The organism is Candidatus Poriferisocius sp. (genome assembly GCF_965208355.1).
Lineage (GTDB): Bacteria > Actinomycetota > Acidimicrobiia > Acidimicrobiales > Bin134 > Poriferisocius.
Genome location: NZ_CBDBOM010000003.1, coordinates 950,717 through 970,824 on the forward strand (window position 1 = coordinate 950,717; position 20,108 = coordinate 970,824).

20 protein-coding genes and 3 tRNA genes are annotated in these 20,108 nt (G+C 64.8%); 15 read left to right on the top strand and 8 right to left on the bottom strand.

The window, feature by feature from the left end:
• Positions 1–14 precede the first annotated feature (14 nt).
• From ACOGXH_RS05675 to ACOGXH_RS05700, 6 genes are all read left to right on the top strand, one after another.
• A complete protein-coding gene (locus ACOGXH_RS05675) occupies positions 15–899 on the top strand; it encodes an FAD binding domain-containing protein (RefSeq protein ID WP_419928143.1) in 885 nt (294 codons plus the stop codon).
• On the top strand, positions 892–1,377 hold the full coding sequence (locus ACOGXH_RS05680) for a (2Fe-2S)-binding protein (RefSeq protein ID WP_419928144.1): 486 nt from the start codon (positions 892–894) through the stop codon (positions 1,375–1,377). The genes ACOGXH_RS05675 and ACOGXH_RS05680 overlap by 8 nt, the downstream gene beginning before the upstream one ends.
• Entirely contained in the window at positions 1,377–3,695 is a 2,319-nt protein-coding gene (locus tag ACOGXH_RS05685; protein WP_419928145.1) for a xanthine dehydrogenase family protein molybdopterin-binding subunit, read from the top strand. The genes ACOGXH_RS05680 and ACOGXH_RS05685 overlap by 1 nt, the downstream gene beginning before the upstream one ends.
• A gap of 70 nt (positions 3,696–3,765) precedes the next feature.
• Positions 3,766–4,596, top strand: coding sequence for a DMT family transporter (locus tag ACOGXH_RS05690; protein ID WP_419928146.1), 831 nt, complete (start codon positions 3,766–3,768; stop codon positions 4,594–4,596).
• 76 nt (positions 4,597–4,672) lie between these two features.
• Positions 4,673–4,748 (top strand) — tRNA-Asn (locus ACOGXH_RS05695).
• A gap of 42 nt (positions 4,749–4,790) precedes the next feature.
• Positions 4,791–4,863, top strand: a tRNA-Ile gene (locus ACOGXH_RS05700).
• Here ACOGXH_RS05700 and ACOGXH_RS05705 read toward each other — a convergent pair.
• Together ACOGXH_RS05705 and ACOGXH_RS05710 are read right to left on the bottom strand one after the other, a co-directional pair.
• Positions 4,823–5,632 carry a phosphatase PAP2 family protein gene (locus ACOGXH_RS05705; protein WP_419930330.1) on the bottom strand — a complete coding sequence of 270 codons (810 nt, stop codon included), beginning with the start codon at positions 5,630–5,632 and terminating at the stop codon, positions 4,823–4,825. The two genes, ACOGXH_RS05700 and ACOGXH_RS05705, sit on opposite strands and share 41 nt — an antisense overlap.
• Before the next feature lie 88 nt (positions 5,633–5,720).
• Complete coding sequence (locus tag ACOGXH_RS05710) at positions 5,721–6,293, bottom strand: hypothetical protein (protein ID WP_419928147.1); 573 nt, start codon at positions 6,291–6,293, stop codon at positions 5,721–5,723.
• A gap of 52 nt (positions 6,294–6,345) precedes the next feature.
• On the opposite strand from ACOGXH_RS05710, the gene ACOGXH_RS05715 reads away from it, so the two are divergent.
• The 7 genes from ACOGXH_RS05715 (at position 6,346) to ACOGXH_RS05745 (ending at position 13,092) form a co-directional block, all read left to right on the top strand.
• On the top strand, positions 6,346–7,176 hold the full coding sequence (locus ACOGXH_RS05715; RefSeq protein WP_419928148.1) for an inositol monophosphatase family protein: 831 nt from the start codon (positions 6,346–6,348) through the stop codon (positions 7,174–7,176).
• Positions 7,177–7,191: 15 nt separating this feature from the next.
• Positions 7,192–7,265 (top strand) — tRNA-Val (locus ACOGXH_RS05720).
• 91 nt (positions 7,266–7,356) lie between these two features.
• Positions 7,357–9,006, top strand: a complete 1,650-nt coding sequence (locus tag ACOGXH_RS05725; RefSeq protein WP_419928149.1) for an ABC transporter substrate-binding protein — start codon at positions 7,357–7,359, stop codon at positions 9,004–9,006.
• Between the two features lie 39 nt (positions 9,007–9,045).
• Positions 9,046–11,244: an ABC transporter permease gene (locus ACOGXH_RS05730; protein WP_419928150.1), complete on the top strand. Its 2,199-nt coding sequence runs from the start codon at positions 9,046–9,048 to the stop codon at positions 11,242–11,244.
• The gene (locus ACOGXH_RS05735) at positions 11,225–11,989 is read left to right on the top strand and encodes an ABC transporter ATP-binding protein (RefSeq protein WP_419928151.1); all 765 of its coding nucleotides are present in this window, start codon (positions 11,225–11,227) and stop codon (positions 11,987–11,989) included. The genes ACOGXH_RS05730 and ACOGXH_RS05735 overlap by 20 nt, the downstream gene beginning before the upstream one ends.
• Positions 11,986–12,702, top strand: a complete 717-nt coding sequence (locus ACOGXH_RS05740) for an ABC transporter ATP-binding protein (protein WP_419928152.1) — start codon at positions 11,986–11,988, stop codon at positions 12,700–12,702. Before ACOGXH_RS05735 ends, ACOGXH_RS05740 begins: the two co-directional genes overlap by 4 nt.
• Positions 12,703–12,711: 9 nt before the next feature.
• Positions 12,712–13,092 carry a hypothetical protein gene (locus ACOGXH_RS05745; protein ID WP_419928153.1) on the top strand — a complete coding sequence of 127 codons (381 nt, stop codon included), beginning with the start codon at positions 12,712–12,714 and terminating at the stop codon, positions 13,090–13,092.
• A gap of 18 nt (positions 13,093–13,110) precedes the next feature.
• On the opposite strand, the gene ACOGXH_RS05750 is transcribed toward ACOGXH_RS05745, so the two are convergent.
• The 3 genes from ACOGXH_RS05750 to ACOGXH_RS05760 form a co-directional block, all read right to left on the bottom strand.
• A complete protein-coding gene (locus tag ACOGXH_RS05750; protein ID WP_419928154.1) occupies positions 13,111–14,214 on the bottom strand; it encodes a phosphotransferase family protein in 1,104 nt (367 codons plus the stop codon).
• 8 nt (positions 14,215–14,222) lie between these two features.
• Entirely contained in the window at positions 14,223–15,416 is a 1,194-nt protein-coding gene (locus ACOGXH_RS05755; protein ID WP_419928155.1) for an LLM class flavin-dependent oxidoreductase, read from the bottom strand.
• A gap of 65 nt (positions 15,417–15,481) precedes the next feature.
• Entirely contained in the window at positions 15,482–16,471 is a 990-nt protein-coding gene (locus ACOGXH_RS05760) for an NADPH:quinone oxidoreductase family protein (protein WP_419928156.1), read from the bottom strand.
• A 66-nt stretch (positions 16,472–16,537) separates the two neighbouring features.
• Between ACOGXH_RS05760 and ACOGXH_RS05765 the strand changes: the two genes are divergently transcribed.
• Complete coding sequence (locus ACOGXH_RS05765) at positions 16,538–17,344, top strand: enoyl-CoA hydratase/isomerase family protein (protein WP_419928157.1); 807 nt, start codon at positions 16,538–16,540, stop codon at positions 17,342–17,344.
• A gap of 8 nt (positions 17,345–17,352) precedes the next feature.
• Positions 17,353–18,093, top strand: coding sequence for an NIPSNAP family containing protein (locus ACOGXH_RS05770; protein WP_419928158.1), 741 nt, complete (start codon positions 17,353–17,355; stop codon positions 18,091–18,093).
• A gap of 15 nt (positions 18,094–18,108) precedes the next feature.
• Here the strand turns inward: ACOGXH_RS05770 and ACOGXH_RS05775 are convergent, their stop codons facing one another.
• Genes ACOGXH_RS05775 through ACOGXH_RS05785 form a run of 3 tightly spaced genes read right to left on the bottom strand, consistent with a single transcriptional unit; the run spans position 18,109 to position 20,068 of the window.
• Positions 18,109–19,290, bottom strand: a complete 1,182-nt coding sequence (locus tag ACOGXH_RS05775) for an amidohydrolase family protein (protein WP_419928159.1) — start codon at positions 19,288–19,290, stop codon at positions 18,109–18,111.
• A gap of 27 nt (positions 19,291–19,317) precedes the next feature.
• Entirely contained in the window at positions 19,318–19,827 is a 510-nt protein-coding gene (locus ACOGXH_RS05780; RefSeq protein ID WP_419930331.1) for a maleylpyruvate isomerase family mycothiol-dependent enzyme, read from the bottom strand.
• On the bottom strand, positions 19,817–20,068 hold the full coding sequence (locus ACOGXH_RS05785; protein WP_419928160.1) for a maleylpyruvate isomerase N-terminal domain-containing protein: 252 nt from the start codon (positions 20,066–20,068) through the stop codon (positions 19,817–19,819). The genes ACOGXH_RS05780 and ACOGXH_RS05785 overlap by 11 nt, the downstream gene beginning before the upstream one ends.
• Positions 20,069–20,108 lie beyond the last annotated feature (40 nt).

Genomic DNA, 20,108 nt, shown 5'->3' on the forward strand with positions numbered 1-20,108 from the left:
TACAGTCCCCGGCGGTGAAACCTGCTCCTTTTGAATACCACGCTCCGGAGACGGTGGCCGACGTGGTCGGGCTGCTTGCCGAGCACGGCGACGACGCCAAACCGTTGGCTGGGGGACAGAGTCTGGTGCCCATGCTGGCCATGCGCCTCACCCGATTCGAGCACATAGTGGACTTGAACCGGGTGGACGAGTTGTTCGGGGTGGCAGCCGACAACGGCGGGGTCCGCATCGGGGCTATGACCCGCCAAGCAGCCGTGGAGACCGATGCCGCAGTGGCCGAACGGGTGCCGCTGTTGCACCTGGCCTCCCCCCACATCGGCCACTTCCAGATCCGCAACCGGGGCACCATCGGCGGCTCGGTGGCCCACGCCGATCCGGCCTCGGAGTACCCCGCGGTGATGCTGGCTCTGGACGGCACCGCCGAGATCGCCTCGGCATCGGGCACCCGTGAGGTGCCGGCCGCCGAGTTCTTCGAGTCGACCTTTATGACTGCGGTGGCCTCCGACGAGCTGCTGACCGCCTTGCGATTCTCAGCCTGGGACCAACCGGCCGGTTTCGCCTTCGACGAGATCGCCCGACGCAGCGGCGACTTTGCGCTGGCCGGCGCCGCGGTGGGCATCGGCACCGACGCTAGGGGGCGCATCAACCGGGCTGCGGTGGGCATGCTGGGCGTGGGCCCTACTCCACTGCGGGCATCGTCGGTGGAGGCGGCGCTGACGGGGTTGGCCGTCGCCGACGCCGACCCCGCAGAGATCGGGCGTCTGGCTGCCGACGACATGGACCCGATCGGCGATGTCCACGCCAGCGCCGAATACCGCCGCCGGGCCGGTTCCACCTTGGTGGGCCGGGTACTGGCCGATGCGCTGGCGCAGGTGACCACGGAGGATGGCAATGGCTGATCAGATCCCCCTCTCCATGACCGTCAACGGCCGGAGCCGCCGAGGTATAGGTGAGCCCCGGCTGACGCTGGCCGACTTCCTACGGGAACAGGCCCTATGCACCGGCGTCCATCTGGGTTGCGAGCACGGGGTGTGCGGCTCGTGCACCGTGTTGATGGACGGCGAGGCCGTGCGGTCCTGTCTGCTGTTCGCGGTGCAGGCCGAAGGCGCTGACATCACCACCGTGGAGGGGCTCGCCCCCGACGACGAGACGCTCCACCCGGTGCAGGAGGCGTTCCGTGACTGCCACGGCCTCCAGTGCGGGTTCTGCACCCCTGGCTTTGTGATATCGGTGACCGCTTTCTTGGAGGCCAACCCCGATCCGACAGACGATGAGATCCGCCACGGGATTGCCGGCAACCTCTGCCGCTGCACCGGCTACCAGGGCATCGTGGCTGCCACCCGCCAAGCCGCCGCCGTCATGAGGGGAGGGGAGTAATGGCCAGCACAGCAGCCGCCGCCCGTTACGTCGGCCAGTCGGTAAAGCGGCTGGAAGACCCTCGCCTGGTCACTGGCCATGGCCGGTATGTGGACGACATCATGCTGCCCGGCATGCTCCACGTGGCCTTCGGGCGCAGCGACCTGGCCCGGGCGACCATCACCCATCTCGACACCTCGGCGGCCGAGGCCCTCGACGGGGTCCACGCCGTGTTCACCGCCGCCGACCTCAACTCCTATAACGATTCGCTGCGGTCTTCGATGGTCCCGCCCGATTCGCCTGCGCCTCCGGCCAACATGCTGGCCGACGGCGATGTGCGCTTCGTGGGCGATCCCTATGTGATGGTGGTGGCCGAAAGCCGCTACATCGCCGAAGACGCCCTCGACTTGGTAGACGTGGAATTTGAGCCGCTCGAACCGGTGGTGGACTACGAGACCGCGGCCGACTCTGAGAACCACGTCCATCCCGAACTGGGCGGCAACCTGGCTCACGACCTGCCCGTGCCCAACCCGGCCCAGCAGGAGGCCTTCGAGAACGCCGCCCAAATCATCACCGAGACCTGGTACCAGCACCGCCAGACCAACGTCCCGATGGAGACCCGGGGCATCGTGGCCTCCTGGCAGCCCCACGCCGGAGTGATGGAGGTATGGGCCTCTACCCAGAGCCCCCATGAGATGCAACTGGTTGGGGCCCGGGTGCTGGGCATCGGCGAGCACAAGATGGTGGTGCACTTCGGCGACGTGGGAGGTGGTTTCGGCCAGAAGATGTTCTTGGGCCGCGAGGACATGGCGGTATTGGTGGCGGCCAAGCTTGTGGGCAGCCCACTGAAGTGGATCGAAGACCGCCGCGAGAACCTGCTGGCCTCCAACCACGCCCGCATCGAGCAGATTGCCGTGTCCATGGCGGTGGATGAGGAGGGCAACTTCTTGGCCGCCGACTTGGACCAGCTCCAAGACGACGGTGCCTTCCCGCTGGGCGGCATGTCCGGCCCGGGCGCCATGACCACCATGCTCTTTCCCGGTCCGTACCGGATGGGGCCGGTGAGCTGGCGGGCTCGCACGGTGCACACCAATACATGCGGCCGGGGGGCTTACCGGGGCCCGTGGCAGATGGAGAGCGTGGCCCGGGAGCAGATGATCGACCGGGTGGCCAGGGAGATCGGCATGGACCCCCTCGAGCTGCGCCGCCGCAACGTGCTGAAGCCCGACGATCTGCCCTACCAGGTGCCCACTGGGCTCTTCTTCGAGACCACCATCTCGCCGGACCAGACCCTGGAGCAGGCCGCTGAGATGATCGGCTATGGCGACTTCCGGGCCGAACAGGCCAAGGCCCGCGAACAGGGCCGCTATCTCGGGCTCGGCATGGCCCTGTACATCGAGCCCACGTCGATGGGCATGGGGCCGCTGGGCACCGAGTCGGCCATGTTGCGGGTGGAGGTTGACGGCCACGTCAACGTGTTCATGGGCACCGGTTCCCACGGCCAGAGCCTGGAGACCACCATCGCCCAGTTGGTGGCCGACGAGCTTGGGGTGCGCCCCGAAGACGTCACCTTGCACCAGGGCCACGGCTCCGGATACGGGTTCGGCACCGGCGGCAGCCGCTCGGCGGTCATCGCCGGCAGCGCGGCCCGAGCCGCGGCGTCGGGGGTGCGGGAGAAAGTGGTGGCCATCGCCGCCCACCTGATGGAGGCCTCCGCCGACGACTTGGAGGTGGCCGACGGAGTCATCTCGGTCAAGGGCACGCCCGCGGCTTCGATGACGATGGCGCAAGTGGCTGCCACGGCCTATCAGAACTCCGATGCCCTGCCGCCGGGGACCGAGGCCGGCCTCGAGCACACCGCCCGCTACAAGGCCCCGCCCACCACCCACTCCAACGCGTGCCACATGTGCACTTGCGAACTGGATCCCGACACCGGCAAGGTCACGCTGCTGCGCTACGTGGTGAGCGAGGACTGTGGGGTATTGATCAACCCCATGGTGGTCGACGGCCAGATCGCCGGGGGAGTGGTACAGGGAATCGGCGGCGTGCTCTACGAGCACTGCGTCTACGACGAGAACGGCAATCCGCTGGCATCCACCTTCCTCGACTATCTGGTGCCCACCGCAGCCGAAGTCCCCGATTTGGAGACCGGCCACGTGGTGGTGCCCTCCGACACTCCCGGTGGGCACAAGGGAACCGGCGAGGGCGGGGCGATCGGAGCGCCCCCGGCGGTGTTCAACGCGGTGGCCGACGCTCTGGCCCCCTTCGGGGTTTACCCCAACCGCCAGCCGCTCGACCCCAATAGGGTGCTCGGCCTGATCGCATCGGCTTCCGATTAGCCCTTCACCCCCAGTCTCAGAACCCGGCGCGGCTGGCGCGGCGTCGGCCAGAGCCGGTCTGGGCCTGGGCATGTGGGCCGCGGCGGTCGGCATCTTCTTGTTCAGCTGGGGGCCGGTATTCGTCCGCGACAACGAGTTCGGCGCTCTGCCGTTCGCTTTCTGGCGGGTGCTGGGCGCGGCGATATGGGCGGTGGCCGCGCTGTACCTGCGGGGCGGTCGGCTGGACCGCCGGGTGCTGCGCCACTCCCTGGCCGGCGGGATGGCGTTCACGGTCAACGCCATCACGTTCTTCACCGCCATCAAGACCACCGCGGTGGCCAATGCCATGGTCGTTGGCGCCACCGCCCCGATCTTCCTGCTGTGGGCGGCCAGCAAGGTATTCAAGGAGCAGATCAGCTTCCGGGTGATCGTGGCCACGCCGGTGGCCATCGCCGGGATGGCGATGATGCTGATGGGTCGTTCGGAGGGCACCGGTGGTGGATCGCTGTCGGGCGATGTGCTGGCGGTAGTGGCCGTATTTGCATTCTCCGGTTACCTGATCGCATCCCGCATCGCCCGCAACCACTTGACCGCACTGGAGTACCAGGCCGGATGGTCAGCCGTTTCCGCCGGGTTCATGCTGCCTATCTCGCTGTTGTCGTTCGACCCCCTGATAATCAGCGACGCTTGGAGTTGGGGAGTAGCCGGCACTATGGCGGTGACCGCGGGAATGGCCCACCTAATGGTCAACTACAGCCATCGGTACGTGTCGTTGCGGTCGATCTCGCTGTTAAACATGACCGCCCCGGGCCTCGCCATCATGTGGGCCTGGTTCTTGTTCGACGAACAACTCGGCGGGTTGCAGTGGGTGGGTGTTCCCCTCGTGGTGATTTCAGTGTTGGCCGTCGTATTGGATGAGTAAGGAGGGCGGAATTCCCCTGTAGCCAGCCAATTGGATGGTTGAGGCCACCGGCTGGGGGAGTAGAATTGCCAGTCGATCCGGGGTAGCTCAACCGGCAGAGCAAGCGGCTGTTAACCGCTAGGTTGTGAGTTCGAGTCTCACCCCCGGAGCCAAACCGGCGCCAGTGCGGGGGGCCCGCCCAATAGGCTGTCGGCGGGCCCGTAGCTCAGTGGTCAGAGCAGGCGACTCATAATCGCTCGGTCGCGGGTTCGATCCCCGCCGGGCCCACCTCTTTTTCCCCGGTCTCGCCTGGTTCCTGCCAGTGGCGGGTGTGCCAGCCCAGGCGATGGGCGACGTAAAGGCCGATCATGGCCAGGGCAATGCCCACGAACCCGTCGATCACCCAGTGGTTGCCGGTGAGTACCACCGCCACCGACATCAGCAGAGGGGAGGCCACTGCGAAGATGCGCACCGGGATCGACTTCACAGTGCGGAACAGGATCACGCAGGCCAGCACGTTCCATCCCACGTGGAAGCTGGGCAACGCGGCGTACTTGTTCACTACCGACGGGGGCTGGAGGTACTTGTAGGAGGTGGACAACTCGGTGACCGTGTCGGTGAAACCGTCGAAGAATCGGGGCGGAGCCACCGGGAAGAAGGCGAAGAACACCAGGCCCAGCGCGCCGGAGACGATCATGGCGTTGCGCATCAGCGTGTAGCGGCTGCGGTTGTAGTGGTACAGCAGCAGCAAGGCGCCGATGATCACCGGCCAGTGCAGCCAGATGTACACCCAGTTGAAGAAGGTGACCAGCCAGTGGTAGTCGAGCACGGCCGACTGAGACCAAGCCTCAAAGTCCAACCCCAGAGTGGACTCGAATGTCAGCAGGTCGTAGGCGTTCTTGAATGCGGCGACCTCAGCCCCTTTGGTGGCCATTCGCACACCGAAGTAGATCAGTGCGGCCACCGTCACGATCAGTACTTGACCAGGGAAATTGCGCCAGCTGCGCGCGTTGCCGTCGATTTCCGGCGCAACGATGAGCTTGAGCTGACGAACCATGGTTTAACAATGTTACCGATTCGTTACCGAAGATATCCACCGGTTCAACCGGCGGCTCCAGCAGCAATTCGAATATATCCAGATGTGCTCAGATGTCGCCCAGCCAGGCTGGTGCCCGGTCCAGCAGGAATTCGCTTATCTCGGCCACCTTGGGCATAACGCCGCCGAGGCATTCGTTGCCGGTGAACATGCCGCTGATCGACACCTCCACCCGAGCCGAGATGGTGATGCTCCGCTCCGGAGCGTCGGTTACCGCGGCATAGGCGTCGATGGCCGACACGTCAAGGGGCAGCTCCATGCCGCCGATACCGGCCAGCTCGGTGGCCAACAACAAAAGGTCGGGTCCATCGGGTAGCGGCGGCAGGCTCCAAGACACCACCAGGGGCAGTTTGAAGTCGTCTGAGGGATCCACCCCTTCGGGCAGCTCCATCAGATGGTCCTCGAAGCTCAGCATCACCCGGGGATCCACCTCCAAGGTGATGTGCACGTCGAGCGGGCCGCCGCAGGCAGCCGCGGGGTGCAGGTCTACCTCCCACGCCTGGCGCATGGAGTAGGTCTCCACGAAATGGCGATCATCGTGGACATGGAAGCCGTGGTCAGCGGCGTGGTCCTTGAGATCGGCGACGAAGGTTGCGATATCGACGGCAGCCAAGAGTCCCACACTGCCACGCAATGACTCACCATCGCTATCTGCTGGCGGTAGTTTCACCCCGGTGAACAACGACCGAATTCTGACGGTCTTCGACCAGGCCGCGGCCCGGGTGGCCGGAGCCGTAGCTCAAATCGACGGAGGGCGGCTCACCGGTGCCCGAGAAGGCCAGTACAGCTTTGACGTGGCCGCCGATGACGCGGCCTGCGAAGTTCTCTTGGAGGCCGGCTTCGGGGTGTATAGCGAAGAATCGGGATCGCACAGCCCCGAGCGAGATCTGATTGTGGTGCTCGATCCGGTGGACGGGTCCACCAATGCGGCCCGAGGACTGCCGTGGTTCTCCACGAGCTTCTGCGCAGTCGATTCCGAGGGCATGCGGGCCGCGCTGGTGCTCAACCTGGCGAGCAACAAGGCCTACCGGGCCGTTAGGGGCGGAGGGGCCACCGTCGACGGCCGCCCGCTGACCCCGCCGACTGGGGGCGATCGAGGTAGGGGATCTGGGCCGTCAGAACAGCAGAGTCTGGGGGAGGCCACGGTGGGGCTGACCTACATTCCTCCCCGTCATCTGGGGTGGAGGCAATACCGGGTGCTGGGGTCGATCGCCCTGGACATGTGCGCGGTAGCTGAGGGCGTGCTCGACGCCTACATCGACTGCACCAATGAGGGGCACTCCACCTGGGACTATCTAGGGGCCGCTTTGGTGTGTGCAGAAGCCGGGGTGGCCATGGGCGAGGCTTGGGGACGACCCCTTCTGCCCGATGATCTGACGGAGAGGCGCTATCCGGTGGTGGCCGCCACCGCGCCGCTGCTGGACGAGGCCTTGGTCCAGCGCCGCACCTTTGGCGCCGACGACCCAGCCGCTATTGGTGCGGGAGCAGCCAAGGGGCGCCACTAGTCTGGCCGTCTCACCGGGCGCGTAGCTCAGATGGCAAGAGCGCTTCCCTTACAAGGAAGAGGCCGGGGGTTCAAGTCCCTCCGCGCCCACCCAAGCCCACGTGTGCGGATTCTCACTTGTAGATGGCGAGCAAGTGGCGCGATGGGTAAGACTGGCACCCGCTATACCGTCGGCCGCCAAATGAGAGCGCGTCGGTCCTTTGAAGGGGGAAACGTGAAGCACTTCCGCTGGCTCATTTGTCTGTTGGCTGTTCTCGCACTGGTCGCCGCAGCATGCGGTGGCAACGACGACGACGATTCGGGCGCGTCCGCCCCGGATGCCGCGCCGACGGAGGCACCCGAGCCCATGGATGACGACATGGGTGATGACTCTATGGACGATTCCATGGATGACGACATGGGTGCTGATGACATGGGCGACGATTCCATGGACGATGACATGGGCGATGACTCCATGGATGACGACATGGGCGATGACGACATGGGTGATGACTCCATGGACGATTCCACGGACGACGACATGGACGATGAGGAGGCCGAGCCGGTAGCCACCGAGGAGCCGGAAGTCGATCCCTGTGCCAACGTCGAACTCGAGGCCACCGATATTGGAATTACCTCCGACACCATCACGGTGCTGGTAATGGCCGATGTCGGCTCCCCGCTGGCGCCTGGCCTGTTCCAGGGATCCATCGACGGGGTCAAGGCGTGGGCCGACCACGTGAACTCCGAGGGCGGTCTGGCCTGCCGTCAGATCGAAGTCCTTGAGCATGACTCGGCCATCAACCCTACCGAGACCACCAACGGTTTCCTGGTGGCCTGCGAAAATGCGTTTGCCCTGGTAGGCACCACAGCGCTGTTCGCTCTTGATACCACCGACTTGCAGTCCTGCCCTGATGCCCATGGCAATGACATCGGAGTGCCCGATTTCGCCTACATCACCACTGAGCCACCTCACCAGTGCTCGGTGGTGACCTTTGCCACCAGCCGGCCCAACAGCGAGTGTCCCTATGCTGGAAGCGGCGCTCGGACTACGCAGAGCATGGTCGGTCATGTGCAGTGGTTGCAGGAGAACATCGAGCCTGATCTCAACGGCGTGTACTTGGTGCCCTCCGACCTGCCGTCGACCATCGCCACGTCGATGCCCCAGGTGCGCTCCTTCCAGGAGATCGGGATTGTCATTGACGGCGAGCCCGGCATCAGTGGCTTCACCACCCAGTCGGAGTACGGCGCATTCATCCAGATCATGCGGGACAACAACTCCAACTTCGCCTATTCCGGATCTGACGACCAGTCCATGATCAAGTGGCGTAGCGAAGCTGAGGCCCAGGGATTCGATGCCGACGACGCGATCTGGATGTGCCAGCTGGCTTGCTACACCCCCAGCTTCCTGGAAGCGGGGGACGTGATTGAGGGCACCTACACATGGATTTGGTTCCTGCCGTTCGATGAGGCCGAGCACAACCAAGAACTGGCCGACTTCATGGAGGCGATAGACAACCCGTTCCCCGCGGCCTGGGCCGCGGGTTCGTGGGCCGATGGAGTGCTGTTTGAGAATGTGGTCAACGGCGTCGTGGCTGAGGTCGGACCCAACGGCCTAACCCGTCAGGCAGTGCTCGACGGTGCCCGCAACTTGACTTCCTTCGATGTAAACGGATGGTGGAGCCCAGCGGACTACTCCACCACGCAGAACATCATGCCGTGCTTCATGTTGATGCAGGTGCAGAACAATGAATTTGTGCGGGTGTATCCCGAAGCAGCGGGCGAGTTGGACTGCAACGCCGACAATGTCGTCGAGCTGTCTCGCGACTGGGCCGCGGAGTTCGGCGGCTAGTCAAGAATTCCGGGGGCAGACCGGAGAGGCCTAGATCCCATGTTTTTGGGACTCCGACCGCCAGTAGCGCTCGCAGCGCTACTGGCGGCGGTTGTCGCGGTGATCATCGCCGTCTTCAACTGGAAGGGCGCGCCGGTTACCAGCGAGACCTTCCTGGTCACCACCTATATCGGGCTCTTCCTCGGTGCCCTATGGGCGATGTACGCCACCGGACTAGTGGTTGTCTACACCACCACGGGGGTGTTCAACTTCGCCCAGGGGGCCATCGGGGTGTTCTCCGCGTTCCTCTATTGGGAACTCCATGTGAACCGAGGCTGGCACTCCATACTCGCCCTTTTCGTGGTAGTCGGAATGTTTGCTCCTGCCCTGGGAGTGATGCTGGACATCGTGATCATGAGACGATTGCGAACCGCGTCGCTGGTGGTTCAGCTCATGGTCACCGTGGCGATCATGGTGCTGTTGTTGTCAGTGGTGGGCGACATCTGGGAAGCCGACACTCCTCGGCGAGTGCCGTACCTGTTCGGCATCGAAAACGGGATCGACCTCGGGCCGTCCCAGCTTCCCTGGCACCGGCTCATCGTGTTCCTGGTGGCCATCGCTATCGCGGTGGCCATGCGTTTCTTGTTGCGCCGCACCCGCATCGGAACAGCCATGCGAGCGGTGGTGGACAATAGGGAGCTCGCCGCGTTGAACGGCGCCCGCCCCAACGTGGTGTCGTCCACGTCGTGGGCGCTGGGCTCGATGATGGGGGCTCTCGGCGGAATCCTCATTGCGCCAGAACTGGGACTCGATCCCGCCACTCTCAACAACGTGGTGATCATCGCGTTTGCCGCCGCTGCCTTTGGCGCCTTGAGGAATCTGCCAATGGCGGTGGTCGGGGCCATGTTGATAGGGCTATTGCGGGCCCACACCGGGGCATGGCTCGACTTCGGACCCGACTATCGCTTCGCCCACCTGTCGATCGCTCCGCTGATCCTGCTGTTTGTGGTAGTTGCCTTGCCCCAAGCCCGGCTGGAAGTGGGCCGGCTTGCTCACCACCTCCGCCGTCATGAGCGCTTCACCAAATGGTGGGAAGGGCTCATCGGCTGCGGCGTGATCATCCTGCTGGCGGTGGCATTCTCCGGAGGTTGGCTGGACTTTGGCATCTGGGACCCAGGGGCATGGGGCAGCCGAGAGTTGAACTCGGCCAACGAGGCCATGGCCTTTGCCCTGATCGGCTTGTCATTGGTCCCGTTGATCGGCTGGGCGGGGCAGATCAACTTCGCGCCCCTGGCGTTTGCCGGGTTTGGCGCTTTCGTCTATCTCAAACTGGCCGGGGATTCCGGCAACGGCTATTGGATTCTCCTAGTCGGCCTGTTATGCGCGCCGCTCGGCGCCCTGGTGGCGTTGCCGGCCGCTCGGTTGCGGGGCCTGTATCTGGCCCTCATGACCATGGCCTTCGCCCAAGCCATGTCGCTCATCTTTTTCCCCCACTCGTGGGTCTTGCCCACTATCGGAGTCGGCCGGCAGTTCCCCCATATCGAGCTATTCGGCGTCACCTTCGATGACCGGCGGGGATTCTTCCTGCTGATGGTGTGCCTGTTTGCCATCTTTGTGTTCGGGCTGGTGCTGCTGCGAAGGTCGCGCTACGGGCGAAGATGGATGGCCATCAACGACTCGCAGGCCGCCTCGGCCACTCTGGGCATTCCGGTGGTGTGGACCAAGGTGGTGGTCTATGCGGTGTCGGCGGCCATGGCAGGCATTGCCGGGGTGTTCTGGGCAACGGTGTCGGGCAACGTGGACAGTGTGCAGGGGTTCGACCTTTTGATCGGATTCAACATTGTGTTGTTGGTGGCGGCCGCCGGGGTCTCCATCCCGGTGGCTGGCATCTTTTTGATCTTCATCCCGTTGTTCAACGGGCTCGGCAATCGCCTGGAGGATGCCGGAAACGTGGATTTCCTGGTCACGCTGCTCGAGATTTTGACCACTTATGGTCCGGGGATGTTGGTGTTGGGAATGGTGTTCAACCCGAGGGGGGCCATCTTCGAGATGGGCCGGGGATTCTCGCCTATCCTGCCGTGGCGCAGCGACGCCCGAGCCGAGATCGCCGCCGAGAACGCCCAAAAGCGGGAACCGGAGATCGGCGAGTTGGGCATCGAGCGGCCCTTCACCCCTGAAGAGGTGATCGCCATCGACCGACGGCTGGGGATCTTGGACGACGTTGTGCCGAAGGAGGGCTATGGCACTTCTCGAAGCTGAGCAGGTGGTCATGCGCTTCGGCGGCGTGGTGGCTCTCGACGACGCCTCAGTGGACGTCGACCCTGGCCTGGTTACCGGCCTGATCGGCCCCAACGGCGCGGGCAAGACCACCTTGTTCAACGTGGTCACCGGTTTGCTGCCCCCTACCAGCGGCGCGGTGAAGTTCGACGGCGTCGACATCACCCGAGCCGGAGTGGCCAAGCGGTCGCAGATGGGCATTGCCCGCACCTTCCAGAAGCTGGAGGCCTTCAACACGCTTAGCGCGTTCGACAACGTCCGGGTGGCAGTGGAGAAGAACCACCGCGCCAAGTGGAAGCACCGGCGGGTCAACGAAGTGGCCCACGAGATGCTGGGCAAGGTGGGCCTTGACGACGTGGCCGACGTGACCGTGGGCACCCTTCCCACCGGCAGCGCCCGCCTGGTGGAGTTGGCCCGGGCCCTGGCCTGTCGGCCCCGGGTGCTTTTGCTGGACGAGCCGTCGTCGGGTCTGAATGAGGAGGAGACCTCTTCCATCGGCCAGCTCCTGTTGGAACTGGTGGCCGACAAGGACAACGATCTCGCGGTGTTGCTAGTGGAGCACGACATGAGCTTCGTGATGGGGGTGTGCGCCCGCATCCATGTGCTGGACTTCGGCAAGATCATCGCGGTGGGCACCCCCTTCGAGGTCCAGGCCAACGAGGCCGTGCGGGCCGCCTACCTGGGAGGCGACGAATTTCGGGGTGCCTATGCGGAGCTGGACGAATGAACGTCGAAACAGCTACTCCGCTGCTGGAACTGGTTGGCATCCGGGCCGGCTACGGCACCATCGATGTGCTCCACGGGGTGGATCTGCGGGTCATGCCCGGTCAGGTGTACGCCTTGTTGGGGCCCAACGGTGCCGGCAAGACCACCACCCTGGGAGTGGCCAGCGGCCAGATACAGCCCCACGCGGGTTCTGTGCTGCTCGACGGCCACGAGGTGAACGGGGTCTCTCCCGACAGCTTGGCCCGGGCCGGAGTCTGCTTGATCCCCGAGGGCCGGGGCATTTTCCCCAACCTGACCGTGGCTGAGAACCTGCGGATGTGTACCTATGCCGGTGTCTCCTACAAGGACGTGCAGGAGAGGGCCTTCGCCCAGTTCCCCCGCTTGCAGGAGCGCCGCAACCAGATGGCAGGCACCCTGTCGGGCGGCGAGCAGCAGATGCTGGCCATGTCTCGAGCGATGGCTACCGATCCAGCCCTTCTGATGCTGGACGAACTGTCTATGGGGCTAGCCCCCATAATCGTGGAAGAGCTCTACGAGCAGGTGTCCCACCTGGCCGAAGCCGGGCTGTCCATCCTGATCGTGGAGCAGTTCGCCCAAGCAGTTCTGGGAGTAGCCAATGAGGCCGCCATCATGCTTCACGGCCGCATTCTGCGAACCGGGCCGCCCGATGAGATCGCCGAAGAATTGACCGCCGCCTATCTAGGCATGTCCTGAGGAGACACCATGAGTGACACAACCGACGCCACCGGCGAAAGCACCCGTCTGGAGGACTTCCACCAAGAGGTGGGCAAGCTCCGGGCTTCCGGCGGCCGAGCCAATCCCGATCGCTGGGTATTCCGCATCGGGTTGATCCTCACCATTGCCGGCATGGCCTTCACCGTGGCCTCATACATCCTCACCGGCCAGCCCTATGACACGGAGGGCACAACCCTCCATCAGTCCAACCACCTCGATCTGATCGTGTCGGCCATTTTCGGGCTCAGCCTCACGTTCATCGGCCTGGTGATGATCGCAGTCAGCTCCTTCAAGCGCTTCATGCGCTACTGGCTGGTCCGCCTTGTCTACGAATACCGCGAGCAGACCGACCGGGTGGTGGGCCGCTAGCCGCGAGAGGGGCGTTGCTCAGAGCTCGTCGAGCAGGGCTCTGAGACAGTCAGACGAGGGGTTCTCCAGCCAGAACGGATTGTCGGCTGGCATATCGCCTCGCAATACGGTGCGGTTCATAACCCTCACCACGATGGCGGTGTAGCGGGCCGCAGCGAACACCTCATACCAGGTGGTATCTCCCGGATCGCGCCCTGAGTGAGCGGCGTACAGGTCACGTTGCTCAGCCCGAGTCGGCTCGCCCTCGAGGCGGGGCTGGCTGCCCATGTGCTCGTGCGACCATCGGTCGAACATCAGCCACCAGCCCAGATCTACCAGCGGCGAGGCAATGCAGGCCGCCTCGAAGTCGGTAACGCAGGCCGGCTCGAAGGCCTGCCAGATGATGTTGCCGGGCCGTCCGTCGCCCCAGTTCAGACACAGTCCGTCGTTGGCGGGCATGTTCTCGAAGAGGTAGTCGAACCCAGCTTCGAGGACGGGATGGTTTCGGCTGTCGAGCTCCCGGTCGGAGTAGTCCCGCCAGATCCGCACCTGGGTGGCGGTGCCCGGCTGATCGCCGGTGGCCACTAGCCAGTGGAGCCTGGCGGCTTCCCAGTCGATGGAGTGGATCTGGGCCATGGTCCGCAGCCCCCTGTCCACCAATTGGCGGCGCTGGTCGGGCCGGGCGTCATAAAAGAAGCCCGCACTGGTGTAGATGGGGTCCTCCCGGGGAACATCCCCGCCGATGAATCCCATCACGAAGAACGGCCCGCCTAGCACCGAATCATCAGCTTCGTACCCCACCTGTGGGGCGATGGGGGCGTCGCTGTGGTCGGCCACCGCCGACATGACCCGGTACTGGATGTCCACCTCCACATCCAGCTCGCCCGGCGCCTGCTGGGGGTATACCGGCGGCTCGGGCAGCTCCCGGCGGAGCACATAGCGCTCGACCGCCGAACCCGCCCCCCGTTCCACCTCGGCGTCGAACAGCAGAGTCTCTGCCGAGTAGCCCCCCGACGGCACCTCGAAGGGTCCTATGTCCACGTTCTGAACGCCGAGCCGATCGGCCAGCCACCTGGCCAGTGGTTCTCGCAGCTCGGATCGGTCGCTTCTTGCTCCCAGAATGTCTGGGCCGTCGTCGCTCATCTAGCCGTTTACTTGAATTCCTCAGCTCTGGGGACTTCGTACAGCGGGTCGGGGGTCATCTCCAGCGGGCCGCCGTACTCGATGCGCTGGCGGGTGCTGCGGTGCAGCGGGTCTTTGTCCAGCTTGGGAATCACATGGGTGCCGAACAACCGGATGGTCTCCAGACAAACCTCATGGTCTAGCTGGATAGGGAGGCCGAACGACACCTGATCGCAGCCGATCTCGTCGTAGCGCTTCACCTGTTCGAGCACCTCGTCGGGGTCACCGCACAGCAGGAACCCCGCCGCGATGCGCTCCTCCACATCCTCGATGGTCGGCTCGGGGACCAACTCGGGGTATACCGGCAGGCCCTCAGGCTTGGGGAAGGTGTCGTGGTATTTGAACACCAAAGACTGGAGATAGCTGAGCTGCATCTGCTCGCACACCACTCGGCGGGCCTCCTGGCCATCTTCCAGGCACACCAGCCCATTGGCGATCATCACGTTGTCGTTCACGTACTCGCCGGCCGGCTCGGCCTGGGGGATGGCGTTCTTGTAGGCCTCCACGTGGGGGGCCATGTCGTAGATGGCCGATACGTTGAACCCCAGCACCCCGAGGCCGTGGCGGGCGGCCTTCTCATAGGTGGGGGTGTTTCCCGCCGCCACCCACATGGGTGGATGGGAGTGGCAATAGGGCTTGGGCAGCACGTTGAAGGTGCCCCAGGTGCCGGCCTGGGGGGTCTGGAAGGCGGTGCCGTCGGGGTGGGAGTAGGCGGTGCTGCCCCAGATCTTCTTAAACTCCCAGATCACCTCATCCCAGTTGGCCTTGGTCTCCGACGGGTCGATGCCGAAGCCGCCGATCTCGTGGCTGCCCGCCCCCCGGCCGGTGCCGAACTCGAAGCGGCCCTTGCTCATGTGGTCGAGCATGGCCACCCGCTCGGCCAGCTTGAGGGGGTGGTTCACGATGGGATTGAGGTTGAAGATGCCCGATCCCATGTGGATCTGAGAGGTCTGGGCGAAGGAATAGGCCATGAACACTTCGCTGGCTGAGGTGTGGGAGTAGTCCTCCAAGAAGTGGTGTTCGCTCACCCAGATGTACTTCCAGTTGTGCTGGTCGGCGACCCGCACCATTTCCAGCTCGTTCTCAAATGCCTGATGCTCCCAGTAGGGGCTGCGGGCTCCACCCCGCCTAGGCGATCCCTGCAAGAAAATGGCGAATTCCACGATGTGCTCCCTTGGTTCCCTTGGTAGCTGCGTTTCGCAGAATACTCGTCGGCTTCTCAGCAATCTCAGCCCGACGAGAGGTCCAGCACCACCCGACCGATCACCTGGCGAGACTCCAGGGCGGCCATGGCCTCGGGCAGGTCTTCAAGTGAGTAGGTGGCGCTCACTACTGATGTGATGCTGCCCGCGTCCCACAGGGCGCTGAGCTCACGGTGGTCGTCCAACCGCTCCTCCCGGCTGTATCGGGCCGGGATGGCCCCCACAACCGAGTAGTTGCGCTGCACCATGTGGCGGACGTTCACCGGCGCCCACTCGCCGCTGGCGAATCCGATGAGCACGATGCGGGCGTCGCGGGCCACACATCGAGTGGCGGCGGTGTAGGCATCGCCTCCAACCGGGTCATACACCACATCTACCCCTCGTCCGTCGGTCAGCTCCATGACTGCGGCGGCGATGTCGCCATCTCGATGGTCCACGGTCTGGTGGGCACCGAAGCCCGCCGCCGCCTCGCACCGCTCCGGCCCCCCGGCCACGGCGATCACCCTGGCACCCAGCGCAGCCCCCAGCGAGCAGGCCGCCGCCCCGGTGCCACCGGCCGCTCCCAGCACCAACAGGGTCTCGGCCGCCGCCAAACTGCCTCGTCGCACCAGGCCGATCCAGGCCGTGTGGTAGGGAATCAGGAACCCGGCCGCGGCGGCGTCGTCCATGGAGTCGGGCACGGTGAACCACGAGTGGCCCAAGCCCAGGCACTGTTCGGCAAAACCGCCGTCGCCAGTCTGGAAGGAGGTGACGGTCATCACCCGTTGACCGGGTTCCAATTCCACTCCGTCGCCCGCCTCGATCACGGTCCCGCACACCTCTTGGCCTGAAGTGAACGAACCCTCCTTCGGTGCGAGCGGGTAGGTCCCTTTGCACATGAAGACGTCGGGCAGGCCGACGCCCACCGCGCCAACCTCCATGAGAAACGTCCCCTCCCGAGAATCGGGCACAGGCTTGTCGATCAGCCGAAGCACCTCACCCGGCGCCCCCGTACCTTCAACCACCCAAGCTCTCATGGCCCCCAGCATTCCCCACCTGGCCTGAAATCCACCACCCGACCACCGAAGTGCCAAGCTACCCCTATGGCTGACCGCTATGAACTGGAGACCATCGCCACCGGGCTAGACGGCAGTGTGCTCACCGTAACGTTGAACCGGCCTGATCGCGGCAACGGCCTCAACAAGCAGATGCACTTGGACCTGCGGGATCTTTACCACCGCATCGCCGGGGATGCTGACGTGCGGGCGGTGGTGCTCACCGGGGCGGGCCGGTCGTTCTGCGTGGGGGCCGATTTCGCGACCATGGAGGAGAATCTGGAAACCGGCTATCCCGATGGCCGTCTCGACCTGCTCGACGACGGCATCGACATCGCCCGGGGGGCGCTGCGGGTCCGCCAGCCCATGGTGGCCGCGGTCAACGGCCACGCCATCGGGTTGGGGGCGTCGTTGGCCTTGTTCTGCGACATCGTCTACATGAGCGATGCGGCCCGCATTGGCGACCCCCATGTGAACGCCGGGTTGGTAGCTGGCGATGGGGGAGCGGTGCTGTGGCCCCAATTGGTGGGGCTCAATCGGGCCAAGGAGCTGCTCATGACCGGTGACCTCCTCGACGCCGACCAAGCCGAGCGCTTCGGGCTGGCCAACCACATTGTGCCGGCCGACGAAGTGCTGGCTTCGGCCACCGCCATGGCCCGGAGGCTGGCTTCTGGCCCCCGCCACGCCATCGAGTTCAACAAGCGGTTGTGCAACAAGGAGCTGGAAGACCGGGTCAACCGCCTCTACGAATTGGCCCTCGCGCTAGAGGCCATAACCTTCGACACCGACGACCATCGGGAGGCGGTGGACGCCTTCTTGAACAAGCGCACCCCCAATTTCGACCGCGGCGACTAGGGCTGATCGTGGCCAACCACAAGCTCTACATCCACGAGTTCATCGACATCATCGGCCATCACCGGGCCAACTACATGCACCACATGACGGCCAACTGGTCGCCCATCGCCCAAGACGAGCGCGATCAGCTCTGTTATGGGGTGTGGGCCATCGTCGGTACTACCAGGGGCTGGCCTCAGGTGCTGAACCTGTGGGAAGAGGACGGGTGGGACGGCATGGCAACCTCGTTCCGCCTCGAGTGCCAGGGCGCTGGCGCCCAAGATCCCAAGCTGGCCAAGTGGTGGGCGCAGGCCGCCAACTACCGGCGCTCGGGCACCGACCGCTTGCTGGTGCCCGCGCCGTGGACCCGGACTATCGAGGAATTGTGCGCCGACGGGGTGACCGGCGAATGCTACGCCCACGAGCAGGTCAGCCTCAAGCAGGGAACGTCAGCGGATTTCTTGGAGCGGGTGCGCTCCTACGCCATCGCTGCCTATGAGCCCTTCGGCTGGGAACTGGCTGGAGCGTGGGAGACGGCCATGGTGGCCGACAACGAGGCCTTCCTGTTATGGGCCATTCCAACCTGGGAGGCGTGGGCCGACTTCGAGAAGGCCCAGCGCACCGACCCGGGACTGGCTCGGTGGCGCGCCGCGGTGGACGACCTGGTGGAAGGCTGGCACCGGTTCCTGTTGGTGGACTCCCCGCTGTCCCCCTTCCGCACCGGCCGCCAACCGGCCCGCAGCGATCGAATTGACTACGAGGATCTGTAGAGAGAAATCAGCGGCTTAGACCGCGATCTTGTAGAGCTCGGCGGCGTTGTCCTGGAGCACCTTGCGGGCCACGTCCTCGCCCACATCGCTCAACGCATCGGTGGCTTGGGCTAGGCCATATGGGTACAGGCAGGTGGGGTGGGGGAAGTCGGTCTCGAACAGCACGTTGTCGGGACCGACTTGGTTGATGAGTTTGTCTGGGGACAGGTCCTCGAACCAGTAACAGCCGTACATCTGGCGGCGGAAGTACTCGCTGGGGCTCAGGCTGAACTGGGCCTGCACGTCGGTGCGCAGCTGCTCCATCTGGTAGTCGAGCGACTCCAGCACGAACGGGATCCAGCCGACTCCCGACTCCACAGACACGATCTTGAGCGTCGGATGGCGTTCCAACACCCCGGAGAAGATCAGGTTGGCCAGGACCCGGGCGTTGGTCAGATACATCATGGCTGAGCCGATGGCCAGCTTTTCGTCGTCACCCTGCGAGGGCCATGGCGAGGTGCCAAACCAACCCATAGAGCTCTCGCTGGCCCCGATGTGGAAGTTCACCGGCAACTCGTGGTCGCAGCAGAACTCCCACATCGGTCGCCACGCATCCTCGCCCAGATCGGGTAGGCCCCGGAGCTGGGGATCGCTGCACATCACGATTCCTCGCAAGCCCAAATCCACGATGCGCTCGGACTCGGCCAGGGAGCCTTCGATGTCCCACCACGGGATCAGCCCCATGGGGAACAGCCGCTCTCCGGAATTCTCCTGGATCTCGGCCATGGCGTCGTTGTACACAGACACGCACAGGCGCTTGAGCTCCACGTCCTCGATCTGGCCGAACTTCTGGCTGCCGAAGCCGGCCAGGTTGGGGTAGATGATCTGGGCGTGGATGCCGACCTGGTCCATGACCTCCAACCGGGCGTCCATGTCGTAGGCGCCGGGATGGACTTGGTCGATGGTCCAGCCCATGAACTCGGTGCCCAGGGCCTTACTACCGTCGGGACGCACCACCCCACTGGCGGTGGCGAAGCCCAGGGTTTCTCCGTCGAGAACCCAGTGGGGCCGACCGTCCACATCGGCCACCTTCGGGAGGCGGTCGACGTAGTCAGCCGGGGCCCGGCTGCTCCACAGGTCGTGGGGTTCAGTCAGGTGCGTATCGACGTCGATGACTCGGATCTGATCTCGCGTTGTGGGCATGTCGAATTTTGCCATGTTTTTGGTGGCCTCGGCGTGCCGGGGCTATGCGCCGTCTGACAGGTAGGCGCGGGCGGTGGATAGGACTGATCGGGCCAGAGGGCCGGTGGCGAGGAGGTCGGAGTCTTCGGCAGCCATGCGGCGGGTGGCTACTCGGCACCAATGGGCGGCTGAGCCGGTGATGGTTTGAGGGGCACTGTTTTCGCCGTAGGTCCAGAACTGGCCCGACGGCGACGTCAGTTCCAAGCGGAGCTCGGAGAGGGAGGCGGGCGGTGTGATGCCTTGGCTGCGGAAGGCATAGGGAAGCGCCCGGAAGCCCAGGTGGGCCACATGTCGGAGACGGTCGGTGTCAACCGGTTCGGCGCCGAGGGTGGTGAAGCAATCGAGTCCGTGGGCCCAGGTCTCCATGAGCCGAGCGGTGGCGAAGGATCGGCAGGTCATGGGGCCGTCGCCCCAGATCACCGGTGATTTGGGGTCCAGCCCGGCCATTGCCTCAAAACTGGCCGCCCGAGACCCCCGCCAATTGTCCAGCACCTCGGCTGGATCATCGGGCAGGGGGCGGTCGGGCCAGCGGCCGGTCGGGCCAGCGGCCGGTGGGGGCGAATACTCGGTCGCTGTGGCCGGTCAGTGCCAGCAAGGCGGCCCCCTCGCTCACATCGAGATGGTGTATCTGGTGGGCCAGCGTCCAGCCCGGCGACGGCGACTGCTTCGTCCACGATTCTTGAGGCAGCCGGGCTACCAGGTGGTCCAACACCTTGTGTTCGGCAGCGAGGTCGTCTAATAGCACTTCGTCCATGGGACGAATGTACCGATCAGAGCGGGCCACTAGAGTGGCG